Annotated in this window: 12 protein-coding genes; 9 read left to right on the top strand and 3 right to left on the bottom strand. The window is 71.6% G+C overall.

The window, feature by feature from the left end; all coding sequences use genetic code 11:
• Positions 1–17: 17 nt before the first annotated feature.
• The gene (locus ACIQK6_RS35970) at positions 18–956 is read left to right on the top strand and encodes a Ppx/GppA phosphatase family protein (protein WP_329099793.1); all 939 of its coding nucleotides are present in this window, start codon (positions 18–20) and stop codon (positions 954–956) included.
• Positions 957–1,300: 344 nt separating this feature from the next.
• Here the strand turns inward: ACIQK6_RS35970 and ACIQK6_RS35965 are convergent, their stop codons facing one another.
• Positions 1,301–1,726, bottom strand: coding sequence for a DUF3592 domain-containing protein (locus ACIQK6_RS35965; protein WP_329099792.1), 426 nt, complete (start codon positions 1,724–1,726; stop codon positions 1,301–1,303).
• A 212-nt stretch (positions 1,727–1,938) separates the two neighbouring features.
• Here ACIQK6_RS35965 and ACIQK6_RS35960 point away from each other — a divergent pair, with 212 nt between their 5' ends.
• The 3 genes from ACIQK6_RS35960 to ilvD all read left to right on the top strand — a co-directional run bounded on the left by ACIQK6_RS35960 (position 1,939) and on the right by ilvD (position 5,371).
• Entirely contained in the window at positions 1,939–2,772 is an 834-nt protein-coding gene (locus ACIQK6_RS35960; protein WP_329099791.1) for a sugar phosphate isomerase/epimerase, read from the top strand.
• On the top strand, positions 2,769–3,398 hold the full coding sequence (locus tag ACIQK6_RS35955) for a TetR family transcriptional regulator (protein WP_329099789.1): 630 nt from the start codon (positions 2,769–2,771) through the stop codon (positions 3,396–3,398). The genes ACIQK6_RS35960 and ACIQK6_RS35955 overlap by 4 nt, the downstream gene beginning before the upstream one ends.
• Before the next feature lie 122 nt (positions 3,399–3,520).
• Positions 3,521–5,371 (top strand): dihydroxy-acid dehydratase, encoded by a 1,851-nt coding sequence (gene ilvD, locus ACIQK6_RS35950; RefSeq protein WP_329099788.1) that lies wholly within the window; start codon positions 3,521–3,523, stop codon positions 5,369–5,371.
• Between the two features lie 52 nt (positions 5,372–5,423).
• Here the strand turns inward: ilvD and ACIQK6_RS35945 are convergent, their stop codons facing one another.
• Entirely contained in the window at positions 5,424–7,553 is a 2,130-nt protein-coding gene (locus tag ACIQK6_RS35945) for a serine/threonine-protein kinase (protein WP_402696726.1), read from the bottom strand.
• Positions 7,554–7,659: 106 nt separating this feature from the next.
• Between ACIQK6_RS35945 and ACIQK6_RS35940 the strand changes: the two genes are divergently transcribed.
• From ACIQK6_RS35940 to proC, 5 genes are all read left to right on the top strand, one after another.
• Complete coding sequence (locus ACIQK6_RS35940) at positions 7,660–7,962, top strand: peptidase (RefSeq protein WP_329099786.1); 303 nt, start codon at positions 7,660–7,662, stop codon at positions 7,960–7,962.
• 120 nt (positions 7,963–8,082) lie between these two features.
• The gene (locus ACIQK6_RS35935; RefSeq protein ID WP_402696724.1) at positions 8,083–8,613 is read left to right on the top strand and encodes a hypothetical protein; all 531 of its coding nucleotides are present in this window, start codon (positions 8,083–8,085) and stop codon (positions 8,611–8,613) included.
• Positions 8,614–8,707: 94 nt separating this feature from the next.
• Positions 8,708–9,538, top strand: a complete 831-nt coding sequence (locus ACIQK6_RS35930) for an ABC transporter ATP-binding protein (protein WP_329099785.1) — start codon at positions 8,708–8,710, stop codon at positions 9,536–9,538.
• A complete protein-coding gene (locus ACIQK6_RS35925; protein ID WP_329099783.1) occupies positions 9,535–10,272 on the top strand; it encodes an ABC transporter permease in 738 nt (245 codons plus the stop codon). The genes ACIQK6_RS35930 and ACIQK6_RS35925 overlap by 4 nt, the downstream gene beginning before the upstream one ends.
• Before the next feature lie 115 nt (positions 10,273–10,387).
• Positions 10,388–11,197, top strand: coding sequence for a pyrroline-5-carboxylate reductase (proC, locus tag ACIQK6_RS35920; protein WP_329099782.1), 810 nt, complete (start codon positions 10,388–10,390; stop codon positions 11,195–11,197).
• 44 nt (positions 11,198–11,241) lie between these two features.
• Here proC and trpS read toward each other — a convergent pair whose 3' ends face one another.
• Positions 11,242–12,246, bottom strand: coding sequence for a tryptophan--tRNA ligase (trpS, locus tag ACIQK6_RS35915; RefSeq protein ID WP_329099781.1), 1,005 nt, complete (start codon positions 12,244–12,246; stop codon positions 11,242–11,244).
• Between the last annotated feature and the right edge of the window lie 708 nt (positions 12,247–12,954).

Raw genomic sequence — 12,954 nt, 5'->3', positions numbered from 1 at the left:
CAGTAGCGTTTCCCCCTATGAGACTCGGTGTGCTGGATGTGGGTTCGAATACGGTCCATCTGCTGGTGGTGGACGCGCACCCTGGTGCGCGCCCGCAGCCGGCGCACTCGCACAAGGTGGAGATGAGGCTGGCGGAGCTGCTCGACGAGCGCGGCGCCGTCACTCCCGAAGGCGTCGAGCGTCTCGTCTCGGTGATCCGCGACGCGGTCCAGGCGGCCGAGGACAAGGGGTGTGAGGACGTCCTCCCCTTCGCGACCAGCGCCGTACGCGAGGCCACGAACGCGGACGAGGTCCTCGCGCGGGTCAAGGCCGAGACCGGTGTCGACCTGCCGGTGCTGAGCGGCGAGGACGAAGCCCGGCTCACCTTCCTCGCGGCCCGCCGCTGGTTCGGCTGGTCCGCGGGGAAGCTGCTGGTCCTGGACATCGGCGGCGGCTCGCTGGAGATCGCGTACGGCATCGACGAGGACCCGGACGCGGCCGTCTCGCTCCCGTTGGGCGCGGGCCGCCTCACCTCGGGCTGGCTCCCGGGCGACCCGCCGGACGCGCTGGACATCCGGGCGCTACGGCGGCACGTGCGGGCGGAGATCGCCCGGACGGTCGGCGAGTTCCGCCGCTTCGGCGCGCCGGACCACGTGGTGGCCACCTCGAAGACCTTCAAGCAGCTGGCCCGCATCGCGGGCGCGGCCCGCTCGGCGGACGGCCTGTACGTGCAGCGGGACCTGAGCCGCAAGTCCCTGGAGGAGTGGGTCCCGCGCCTGGCGGCGATGACCACGGCCCAGCGCGCGGCCCTCCCGGGCGTCTCGGAGGGCCGGTCGAACCAGCTCCTGGCGGGAGCGCTGGTGGCGGAGGCCACGATGGACCTCTTCGGCGTGGAGGAACTGGAGATCTGCCCGTGGGCCCTGCGCGAGGGCGTGATCCTGCGCAGGCTGGACCACATGCCGGCACCGGGGGCGTGAGGGCCGGGGCGGCTCCGGCGGGCGGGAGCCTCTTGATCGGCGTCGGGGACGTGTTCGGGGTTTCCCGTCAGTCCCATCGTCCTTCCGGGTCGGGCCGGGCGGATGCCTTCAGGCGCGGGGCGGTCGAAGACGCCCTGCCCGGTCGGGCGTGAAGGGGTGCGACCGGCAGGCGGGGCCCATCGACACCGGCCCCGGGTCGGGGAGCGCGCTCCGTCGCCACGCGCTCCTCGCGTCTCAGCGTCTGACGGCCGTCTTGGGTCGGGCTCGGGCCGTCCCGGGTCGCCGTCCGCTTCTGGTCGACCGCGTCCGGCGGTCGCTCCGGGTACGGCCCGGCCGGGCCGTGGTCAGAGGGTGAGGAGCCGCACGAGCACCACCGTCATCGTGCCCGCGGTGAAGATCGACCCCAGCACGGTGGCGAAGAGGTCCATCCACCTCATGTCCCAGCCCTCGATCTCGAACCGGTCCGGCCTTTCCGGGTCGTACCGCACCGTGACCTGCGCCCCCACGCGGAAGGCGCTTGGGACCTTTCCGCGGCCGAACCTGGAGGCGTGTTCGCAGGCCCGCCCGTCCCGGTCCGTCCAAGCGGCAACCGGGGCGTAGAACTTGGTGCCTTCGTCGCTGCGCGAGATCTTGTGACGGACGATCCGAGCCCGGGCATCGACGCCGTGGCGGCGAACCGAACGGCTGTAGCGCAGGCCGTAGAGGCCGAAGGCGAGGAAGAGGACGCCGATCGTCAGGGGGATGAGGGAAAAGAGCCATTCGCGTCCCATGATCAATGCGACGCCTGCGCCGACGTGTTGGTTGCGGCTGGAGCGATAGTCCTGCAGCGGACGTTGCGCAGTGGAGCCGCGGCAGCGGGAGCGGGCGACGCCACGGACCGGCTCCCTGCCCCAAGCGCCCCGGCTCGCAACAGGTCGTCGGTGGGCCGCCCCCGTGGCCTGCGTCACGGTCACCCCCGCTCCCGGGCCCGTACCCTGTCCTCGTGGCAGAACCAGTTCGTGTCCCGACCGCGAAAGTCGCCCTATCCACAGCCTCGGTCTATCCGGAGTCGACGGCGACCGCCTTCGAGATCGCCGCGCGCCTCGGTTACGACGGCGTCGAGGTGATGGTCTGGACGGATCCGGTCAGTCAGGACATCGAAGCCCTGCGCCGGCTGTCGGACCACCACGGGGTGCCGATCCTGGCCGTGCACGCGCCGTGTCTGCTGATCACCCAGCGGGTCTGGTCCACCGATCCGTGGACCAAGCTGCAGCGCGCCCAGGCCGCGGCCGAGCGGCTCGGGGCGAGCACCGTGGTCGTGCACCCGCCCTTCCGCTGGCAACGCCAGTACGCGCGGGACTTCGTCACCGGCATCTGGCGGATGGCCGACGAGACCGACGTCCGGTTCGCCGTGGAGAACATGTACCCGTGGCGCTACCGCGACCGCGAGATGCTCGCCTACGCCCCCGAGTGGGACGTGACGAAGGACGACTACCGCCACTTCACCGTCGACCTGTCGCACACCGCGACCGCCCGTACCGACGCCTCCGCGATGATCGACCGGATGGGCGACCGGCTCGCGCACATCCACCTCGCCGACGGGAACGGATCGGCCAAGGACGAGCACCTGGTCCCGGGCCGCGGGACGCAGCCCTGCGCCGAGCTGCTGGAGGGCCTCGCGCGGACCTCGTTCGACGGGCACGTGGTGATCGAGGTCAACACCCGCCGGGCGATGTCCTCCGCCGAGCGCGAGGCCGACCTCGCCGAGGCGCTGGCCTTCACCCGCCTGCACCTCGCCACCGCCAGCACCGAGCGCGACGGGGCCCGCCGGCCGTGACCGATGCCCCTGACGCACCCAAGCCGCGCCGCCGCGGCCCCGGCCGGCCCCGGCAGGACGAGGCCGACGACGGCCCCGGCACCCAGGAGCGCATCCGGCTCGCCGCCCGCGAGGTGTTCGCGGAGCGCGGGTACGACAAGACGTCCGTGCGCGGCATCGCGAAGGTCGCCGGCGTGGACCCGGCGCTGGTGCACCACTACTTCGGCAGCAAGGACGACCTGTTCGCCGCGGCCATCGAGATCAGCATGGAGCCGGCCCTGGTGGTCCCCGCCGTCGTGGGGGAGGGGCCGGACGGCATCGGAGAGCGTCTGGCGCGCTATTTCCTCGGCGTCTGGGAGAACCCGGCCACCCGGGCACCGCTGCTCGCGGTGATCCGGTCCGCGCTGACGCACGAGGCCGCCGCGAAGGTGCTGCGCGGGCTGGTGCTGCGGCGGGTCCTGGAGCGGGTCGCCGCAGACCTCGACGTCTCCGACCCGACCTTCCGTGCCGAGCTGGCCGCCTCCCACATGGTCGGCATCGCGATCCTGCGGTACGTGGTCCAGGTGGAGCCCCTCGCCTCCGCCGACCCGGAGGAGATCGTGGCCCTCGTGGCGCCCACGCTCCAGCGGTACCTGACCGAGGAATGAGCCCGCCGTCCCGGCATCCGGACACGGTGTCCGGATCGCGGGCGGTGGGCGTAGCCTCGTAGCTGAGCCATATCCGCAGTCGCGGCTGACCGTACAGCCGCTCTCATGGGGAGTGAAACCGCATGCCCGAGCTGAGGTCCCGCACCGTCACCCACGGCCGCAACATGGCAGGCGCGCGTGCGCTTATGCGCGCGTCGGGCGTAGCGAGCGCGGACATCGGCAAGCCGATCGTCGCGGTCGCCAACTCCTTCACCGAGTTCGTCCCCGGTCACACCCACCTGGCCCCCGTCGGCCGCATCGTCTCCGACGCCATCCGTGCCGCCGGTGCGATCCCGCGCGAGTTCAACACCATCGCGGTCGACGACGGCATCGCCATGGGCCACGGCGGCATGCTGTACTCCCTGCCGTCCCGCGACCTGATCGCCGACAGCGTGGAGTACATGGTCGAGGCGCACTGCGCCGACGCGCTGATCTGCATCTCCAACTGCGACAAGATCACCCCCGGCATGCTGATGGCCGCCATGCGCCTCAACATCCCGGTCGTCTTCGTCTCGGGCGGACCGATGGAGGCCGGTCAGGCCACCCTCGTCGACGGCACCGTCCGCAAGCTCGACCTGATCGACGCCATGGTCGACGCCTCCAACGAGAACGTCTCGGACGCGGACGTGCTCCGCATCGAGGAGAACGCCTGTCCGACCTGTGGCTCCTGTAGCGGCATGTTCACCGCCAACTCGATGAACTGCCTCGCCGAGGCCATCGGCCTGGCCCTGCCCGGCAACGGCTCGGTCCTCGCCACGCACACGGCCCGCCGCGCCCTGTACGAGGACGCCGGCCGCACGGTCGTGGAGATCACCAAGCGCTACTACGAGGACGGCGACGAGTCCGTCCTCCCGCGCAGCATCGCCACCCGCGAGGCCTTCGAGAACGCCATGGCCCTCGACATCGCGATGGGCGGCTCCACGAACACGATCCTGCACCTGCTGGCCGCCGCGCAGGAAGCGGGCCTGGACTACGACCTCACCGACATCGACGCCGTCTCGCGCCGCGTCCCGTGCCTGGCCAAGGTCGCGCCGAACGTGGCGCCCGGCGGCACGTACTACATGGAGGACATCCACCGCGCCGGCGGCATCCCCGCCATCCTCGGCGAGCTGCACCGCGGCGGTCTCCTCAACAAGGACATCACCACCGTCCACTCGGACGGCCTGGAGGACTGGCTCGCGAAGTGGGACGCCCGCTCCGGCACGGCCAGCGACACGGCGATGGAACTGTGGCACGCGGCCCCCGGCTGTGAGCGCTCCGCCACCGCCTTCTCCCAGTCCAAGCGTTGGGAGACCCTCGACCTCGACGCCGAGGGCGGCTGCATCCGCTCGGTGCAGCACGCGTACTCCAAGGACGGCGGCCTCGCCGTGCTGCGTGGCAACATCGCCGTCGACGGCTGCGTCGTGAAGACCGCCGGCGTCGACGAGTCGATCTGGACGTTCGAGGGCCCGGCGGTCGTCTGCGAGTCCCAGGACGAGGCCGTCGACAAGATCCTCAACAAGCAGATCAAGGAGGGCGACGTCGTCGTCATCCGCTACGAGGGCCCGCGGGGCGGCCCCGGCATGCAGGAGATGCTCTACCCGACCTCCTTCCTCAAGGGCCGCGGCCTCGGCAAGTCCTGCGCCCTGGTGACGGACGGCCGCTTCTCCGGCGGCACCTCGGGCCTGTCCATCGGCCACGCCTCCCCGGAAGCGGCCTCGGGCGGCACCATCGCGGTCGTCGAGGACGGCGACCGGATCCGCATCGACATCCCGAACCGGTCCATCGAGGTCCTCGTCGACGAGGCCACCCTGGCGGCCCGCCACGCGGCCCTCGGCGGCGTCTACGCCCCGAAGAACCGCGAGCGCAAGGTCTCCGCAGCCCTGCGCGCCTACGCCGCGATGGCCACCAGCGCCGACAAGGGCGCGGTCCGCGACGTCTCCCTCCTGGGCTGACGACCGACCCGGCCGGCGCCCCCGCACCCTCCGGTGCGGGGGCGCCGGCGTCTCACCAGGCGCCGGGATCCCCTGCGGCCACCGCGAACACTGACCCGTCGGGCGCCCCCGTGAACACCCGCCCACCGCCGACCGCGGGCGCGGGCAAGGTGGAGGTGTACTTGGCGCTGGTGTCGGCCATGCGCGGCTTCGTCTGTCCCGCAGCACGCCCGTTGGCCGCGTCGAAGGCCAGGAGCCGCCCGTCCGGGGTCATCAGGAACACCCGGCCGTCGGCAAACACCGGTCGGGAGGCCACGGCCACGCCCGTCTCCAGTCGCCACTGCTCCTTGGCCGCTCCGACCGCGACCAGCGTGCCCGAGGTCCCGAAGAGGTACACGGTGCCGTCCTGGCCCACGGCCGGTTCCGCGTCGTAGACCGGCGCTGTCAGTTGCACGCGCTGCACCCCGTGCCCCGCCAGGTCGGCGCGCACGACCGCGCCGGTCCGGGAGGACGCGTCGAGGTCCAGCAGGTACAGCCCGCCCTGCGCCACGCCGACCGGGCGCAGCCGCCCCGCCGTCCGGAGCTGCCAGCACACCGTCCCGTTCGACGGGTCCACCGCGGCGAGTTGGGTCGACCCGCTGTCGCTCCCGGGTGTCGCCACGTACAGCCCCCCGGGGGCTCCGGGCTCGTCCGTGCCGCCCCACCACTCGGCACCGGCCCCGCCGATCTGCTGGGTCCAGCGCGGCGTGCCGGTGGCCGCGTCCAGGGCAGTGACGCTGCCGGTCGGTCCCAAGAGCAGGACCTGCCCGCCCGCTGTCACCACCTGTGTGACGCCCGGCAGCTTCCGCCTCCAGGTCTCCGTTCCCGTGCCCGGGTCCAGCGCCTGGAGGGTCTCGTAGTCCGGCGCCACGACGAGGACCTGCCCGCCCGCGTGTAGCGGCGCACGGAGGGCCTTCGTCCGGGGCGCCTCGGTGGTCGCCTCCACCGCCCACAGGGTCGTGCCGTCCGCGGGGTTCAGGCGGGCCGCGACGAGGCCCGGACCGGCACAGTAGAGGGCCTGCGACTGCCAGGAGCAGGCTCCGATCCGGCTGCCCGTACCGGGCTTCCCCAAGGGGACGGCCCAGGGCGCGAAGCTCTTCTGCGGTGCAGGATCAGCCTGCGCGGCGATCTGGCCGGGGTGTCCGCCGTCCGTTCCGAATTGCCAGTACCCGCCGACTGCGGCAGCGCCAGTGAGCAGCAGCCCGACCCCGATCCCGACGGCCAGGCGGGCCCGGCGTCCGGCGGCCGTCCCGGGTTCGACGGCGCTCCGTACCCGCTGGTGCGTGATCTGCTCCGAGTCGGCGGGCTGCCGCTGCCGGGGGACGAAGGCCTGGGTTTCCTCGGCCGTCGGGTACGCGATCGCCCGCATCTCGGCGATCAGCTCCTCGGCGGTGGGCCGCTGCTCCGGATCCTTCGCCAGGCACCGGGCGACGAGCGGTACGAGCCGCCGCGGCAGCCCGGTCAGATCGGGCTCGCTGTGCACCACCTGGTACGCCACCAGGTAGTGGCTGTCCGAGTCGAACGGTCCGTGCCCCGTCGCCGCGTGCACGAGCACGGACCCCAAGGCGAAGACGTCGGCGGCCGTCCCCACGTCCCGCGGTCGTTGGAACTGCTCGGGCGCCATGTACGGCGGAGTGCCGATCAGCTTCCCGGTCTCGGTCCGCAGGTCGCTGTCCGCCGGACGCGAGATCCCGAAGTCGATGACCCGCACGCCGTCCGGAGCCATCAGCACGTTGCTGGGTTTCAGGTCCCGGTGCACCACTCCGGCCCGGTGGATGTCCCGCAGGGCCTCGCTCAGGCCGGCGGCGAGCCGGGCGAGTTCCACGGGGTCGAGGACGTGTTCCCGTACCCGTTCGGCGAGCGTCGGCGCGTCGATGAACAGCGTTGCCATCCAAGGCCGTTCGGCATCGGGGTCGGCATCCACCACGGGCGCGGTGAATGCCCCGCTCACCCGCCGTGCGGCCGCGACTTCCTGGCGGAACCGAGCCCGGAACTCCGGATCCACCGCGTGCTCGGCGTGCACGATCTTGACGGCGAGTTTCAGCCCCGAGTCGGACGTGGCCAGATGGACGACGCCCATCCCTCCGGAGCCGAGCACCGATTCGAGCCGGTACTGCCCGGCGTACTCCGGAAAGCCCACGTAGTCCGCGCGCAGCGAATGCACCGCTCACCACCCCCGTCGGAGCCTAGTCGATGACCCCTGCGCATCTTCAAGGTCCTGCTACCCTGCGCGAGTTGCGCAGTGCAACAGCCATGGGGGGAGATTTTGCATGTCAGTTGAGAAGGATTCCAGCCAGATCCAGAGCGCGGCCTCCGGTTCCGGCTACCCGATGTTCCCGGTCGCTCCCGGCGCCCGGCTGAACGTCCGCAACGGGCCCGGCACCAACTACCCGATCATCGAGGTCCTGCCGCTCGGAGCGATCGTCTCGCTCCGTTGCCAGTGCGAGGGCACCACCGTCTCGGGTCCGTACGGCACGACGGACATCTGGGACTGCGTCGGCAACGGCCGGTTCGTCTCCGACGCGTACGTGAGAACCGGCAGTGACGGCTACGTCACCAACCAGTGCGGCTGACCGTCCCGGAGCGGGCCCGGCGATCGGCGGGCGGCGCGGCGCGCCCGGCGTGTCCCGGCGACCCGTCTGACACGTGAGACACACCCGGCCCGACCGGCCCGGCGAGGGATAATCGCTGACGTGAGCGACGACCAGCGAGACCAGACCCACGCCGAGCCGGCCGAGCCGGCCGCGGTGCCCGCAGGCCCGCAGCCCGAGCCGATCCCGTTCTTCGGCACCACCTGGGTCGAGCACGACGGCGGCTACGCGCTGCGCCGCGTCGCTCTCGCCATCGGCTCGCTGGCCACCGCCATCGCCTCCGCCATGATGCTCCGCTTCGCCTACGAGGGCCTGGAGATCGGCAACGTCGGCCCCTTCCTCAGCATCTCGGTCGTCATCCTCTTCGCGATCGCCAGCTCCATCGCCTTCACCAAGACCTGGGCCTCCTACAGCAGTCGCCCCGCCCCGTCCTCCGACGAGGCCGCCCTCAAGGGCCTCAAGGCGATCGGTTTCATCGGCTCCCTGATCGCGTACTTCCTGCGCTGCCTCGGCGAGGCGCCGGGCGAGAAGCTCCGCCGCGCCGAGTACGAGCGCGCCCGGGCCGAATACGCACGCCGCCGCAGCACCCGTACGGGGAACCCGGCCGCCCGCCGGTCCAAGCGCAAGAAGTAGCCCGGCGCCGCTCGCGGCGGCGCAGCAGCAGGAGACAGCCCGCATCCATCCCGGCGATTGACGGCACGGCACCGCCAGGAGCATTATTCATCACATGATGAATAACCAGGCCGAGGGAGACCCGGCCGCCGTCCACGCCCGGGACCTCACCGTCCGGCGCGGCACCGGCCGCACCCTCCGCACCGTCCTCGACTCCCTCGCCTTCGACGTCCCCCGCGGCCGCATCACCGGCCTCCTCGGCCCCTCCGGCTGCGGAAAATCCACCCTCATGCGCGCCGTCGTCGGCACCCAGGCCCACGTCACCGGCACCCTCGACGTCCTCGGCGACCCCGCCGGCCACCCCCGGCTCCGCTCCCGCATCGGCTACGTAACCCAGGCGCCCAGCGTCTACGACGACCTCACCGTCCGACAGAACCTCGACTACTTCGCCGCCGTCCTCGACCCCGGCCGCGCCGCCGCCGACCGCCGCGCCGCCGCCGTCACCCGCGCCATCACCGACGTCGACCTCACCAGCCGCGCCGGCGTCCTCGCCGGCAACCTCTCGGGCGGCCAGCGCAGCCGCGTCTCCCTCGCCGTCGCCCTGCTCGGCACCCCCGAACTCCTCGTCCTCGACGAACCCACCGTCGGCCTCGACCCCGTCCTGCGCCGGGACCTGTGGAACCTCTTCCACGACATCACCGCCACCCGCGGCGCGACGATCCTCGTCTCCTCCCACGTCATGGACGAGGCCGAGCGCTGCCACGACCTGCTCCTCATGCGCGAGGGCCGCATCCTCGCCCAGGACACCCCCGACGCACTGCGCACCCGTACCCACGCCACCACCGTCGAAGAGGGCTTCCTGCGCCTCGTCGACGAAGCCAATGCCAATGCCAACGCCGAAGCCGCCGCCGCCAACGTCACCGCCATCCGGGAGCAGACCCGATGAACGCCGCCCGCACCGCCGCCACCGCCGCCCGCGTCCTGCGCCAGCTCCGCCACGACCCGCGCTCCATCGCGCTGATGCTCCTGATCCCCGTACTGATGCTCACGCTGCTGCGCTTCGTCTTCGACGGCAGCCCCAAGACCTTCGACGGCATCGGCGCGTCGCTCCTCGGGATCTTCCCCCTCATCACCATGTTCCTGGTGACCTCCATCGCCACCCTGCGCGAACGCACCTCCGGAACCCTGGAACGCCTCCTCGCCATGCCGCTCGGCAAGGGCGACCTCATCGCCGGCTACGCCCTCGCCTTCGGCGCGGTCGCCGTCCTCCAGTCCCTGCTCGCCACCGGCCTCGCCCTCTGGGCCCTCGGCCTCGACGTCGTCGGATCCCCCTGGCTGCTCCTCCTCGTGGCCCTCCTCGACGCCCTCCTCGGCACCGCGCTCGGACTCTTCGTCTCCGCCTTCGCCGCCTCCGAATTCCAGGCCGTCCAGTTCATGCCGGCGGTGATCTTCCCCCAGCTGCTCCTGTGCGGCCTCTTCGCCGCCCGCGACACCATGCACCCCGTCCTCGAAGGACTCTCCGACGTCCTGCCCATGTCCTACGCCGTCGACGGCATGACCCAGGTGCTCACCCACACCGACATGACCGCCGACTTCGTCCGCGACGCCGCGATCGTCGCCGCCTGCGCCCTGTTCGTCCTCGCCCTCGGCGCGGTCACCCTCCGCCGCCGGACGCCTTGACACCTACGGGCCTGACCGCACTCCGGACAGCGCCTCCCGCTTCCCCGCCCGGGTGCAAGGATGAGGACGTATACGTAGCTCACGCGCAAGAACTGTTCGGCGAGGTGGATCGGGAATGACCCAGACAGTCGCAGTCCTCGGTACCGGCAAGATCGGCGAGGCCCTGCTCAGCGGAATGATCCGCGGCGGCTGGCCCGCCTCGAAGCTCCTCGTCACCGCCCGCCGCACCGAACGGGCCGAGGAACTGCGCACCCGCTACGGGGTCGAGGCCGTCTCCAACGCCGAGGCCGCCAAGCGCGCCGACACCCTCATCCTCACCGTCAAGCCCCAGGACATGGTCAAGCTCCTCGACGAGCTCGCCCCGCACGTCCCCGCCGACCGCCTGGTCATCAGCGGCGCCGCCGGCGTCCCCACCGCCCTCTTCGAGGAGCGGCTCGCCCCCGGCACCCCCGTCGTCCGCGTCATGACGAACACCCCCGCGCTCGTCGACGAGGCCATGTCCGTCATCTCCGCAGGCAGCCACGCCACCGCGGCGCACCTCGCCCACACCGAGGAGATCTTCGGCAGCGTCGGCAAGACCCTGCGCGTTCCCGAGTCCCAGCAGGACGCGGCCACCGCCCTCTCCGGCTCCGGCCCCGCGTACTTCTACTTCCTCGTCGAGGCCATGACCGACGCCGGCATCCTCCTCGGGCTGCCCCGCGCCCAGGCCCACGACCTGATCGTCCAGGCTGCCATCGGCGCCGCCGTCATGCTGCGCGACAGCGGCGAACACCCGGTCAAGCTCCGCGAGGCCGTCACCTCCCCGGCCGGCACGACGATCAACGCCATCGTCGAACTGGAGAAGCACGGCGTGCGCGCCGCCCTCATCGCCGCCCTCGAAGCGGCCCGCGACCGCAGCCGCGAGCTCGCCTCCGGCAACAGCTAAGACGTCCGTACGGTGGGGTCCCGCGGCAAGCGGGGCCCCACCCGTCACGGCTCCAGCAGCCCGATGGCCCGGTACGCCCGGTCCACCACCGGCCGCGCCAGCTCCCTGGCCCGCCCGGCACCCTCCCGCAGCACCTTCTCCACCTCGGCCGGATCGCCCGCCAGCTCCGCGTGCCGCTCCTGTACGGGCCGCAGCAGTTCGACCACCGCGTCGGCGACGTCCCGCTTCAGCGCCCCGTAGCCGCTGTAACCCTCGGAGAGCAGGGCCGGATCACCCCCGGTACACGCCGCCAGGATGTCCAGCAGATTGGCGACTCCCGGCCGCGCCTCCCGGTCGTAGACCACCCCGTCGTCCCCGCTGTCGGTGACCGCCCGCATCACCTTCTTGCGCACGACCCCGGGCTCGTCGAGCAGATAGACGATCCCGGCCCCGCTCTCGTGGGACTTCCCCATCTTCGACGTCGGATCCTGCAGGTCCATGACCCGCGCGGCCACTGCCGGAAGCGTCGCCTTCGGCACGGTGAAGGTGTGCCCGTACCGCTGGTTGAACCGCACCGCCAGGTCCCGGGTCAGCTCGACGTGCTGCCGCTGGTCCTCCCCGACCGGCACCTCCTGCGCGCCGTACGCCAGGATGTCGGCCGCCATCAGCACGGGATAGGTGAGCAGCGACAGCCGCACGCCCTCCCCGGAGACCTGCGCCTTCGCCGCCTTCTCCTTGTACTGGATCATGCGCCGCAGCTCCCCGTCGGTGGCAGTGCACTCCAGCAGGTACGCCAGCCGGGTGTGCTCGTCGACGTGGCTCTGCACGAAGAGGGTGCACCGCTGCGGATCCAGCCCGGACGCCAGCAACAGCGTCGCCGCCTGCCGGCTGAGCCTTCGTACGCGCGCCGGCTCGTGCTCGACGGTCAGCGCGTGCAGATCGACGACACAGAACAGCGCGGACTCGGGCGTCAGGTCGGCTTCGACCCACTGCCGCACGGCCCCCAGGTAGTTGCCCAGCGTCAGGTGCCCGGTGGGCTTGATCCCGCTGAAGATTCTCGTCGTCGTCATGTCCTGCTCTCCCTGTGTGTGAGTGGTGCCGGTGGCCACCGCGCCGGGCGACCGAGCCACTCCCGGGAGGGGAGAAACGAAAACGGCCGCCGTAGCGGCGGCCGTGAGCGCATGCGTGCTCGCGTGAAGGTCGGCCGCCGTCAGGCGGCCCACCAGCAAAGGCTGAGCGTGAGCGCATGCGTAGTCATGGGTCCAGCGTAGACCGAAGGGGCTGAAGGCGGAGGGAGTTTGGCGGATCCCGCGCGGCGGGCCAGTTGGGGGTTGACACTGGTGTGCCCGGTCCGTAAGGTTCTTCGAGTTGTCCGAAGTGAGCGCCGACCCCGGTCGGTCCCCGGACAGCCATCCCGCACTACACATTCGAACGAACGACGCACTCCGTCGTCTCGTTTTCATGCGTATTTGCGAATGAGGAATCCGCGTTCCAGGACGCAGCCGCCGATTAGGTTCGGAGGCAAGGAATCCGCTACTGTCTCACTCGTCGAAAGGGCCTAACAGCCCGGAGGACAAGCCCCGCTGACTGGGGGTCAGGCCCGAAAGGATCTGATAGAGTCGGACTCGCCGGAAAGGGAAAGCGCGAAAGCGAAAACCTGGAAAGCGCCGAGGAAGTCGGACACGAAAGAGTCTGATAGAGTCGGAAACGCAAGACAGCAGAACGAAAGCCCGGAGGAAAGCCCCAGCGGATGTCGCGGGGGTGAGTACAAAGGAAGC

This window comes from Streptomyces sp. NPDC091682, from assembly GCF_044756625.1.
In the GTDB taxonomy this organism is placed as follows: domain Bacteria; phylum Actinomycetota; class Actinomycetes; order Streptomycetales; family Streptomycetaceae; genus Streptomyces.
Note: the sequence above shows the minus strand (reverse complement) of the source record. Positions and strands in the feature narration are given on the sequence as shown.

What these genes read in the sequence shown, in the direction of transcription:
- ACIQK6_RS35970 (WP_329099793.1), top strand. Translation starts at nt 18, where the DNA reads ATGAGACTCGGTGTGCTGGATGTGGGTTCGAATACGGTCCATCTGCTG.
- ACIQK6_RS35965 (WP_329099792.1), bottom strand. Translation starts at nt 1,726, where the DNA reads ATGGGACGCGAATGGCTCTTTTCCCTCATCCCCCTGACGATCGGCGTC.
- ilvD (WP_329099788.1), top strand. Translation starts at nt 3,521, where the DNA reads ATGCCCGAGCTGAGGTCCCGCACCGTCACCCACGGCCGCAACATGGCA.
- ACIQK6_RS35940 (WP_329099786.1), top strand. Translation starts at nt 7,660, where the DNA reads ATGTCAGTTGAGAAGGATTCCAGCCAGATCCAGAGCGCGGCCTCCGGT.
- ACIQK6_RS35930 (WP_329099785.1), top strand. Translation starts at nt 8,708, where the DNA reads ATGATGAATAACCAGGCCGAGGGAGACCCGGCCGCCGTCCACGCCCGG.
- ACIQK6_RS35925 (WP_329099783.1), top strand. Translation starts at nt 9,535, where the DNA reads ATGAACGCCGCCCGCACCGCCGCCACCGCCGCCCGCGTCCTGCGCCAG.
- proC (WP_329099782.1), top strand. Translation starts at nt 10,388, where the DNA reads ATGACCCAGACAGTCGCAGTCCTCGGTACCGGCAAGATCGGCGAGGCC.
- trpS (WP_329099781.1), bottom strand. Translation starts at nt 12,246, where the DNA reads ATGACGACGACGAGAATCTTCAGCGGGATCAAGCCCACCGGGCACCTG.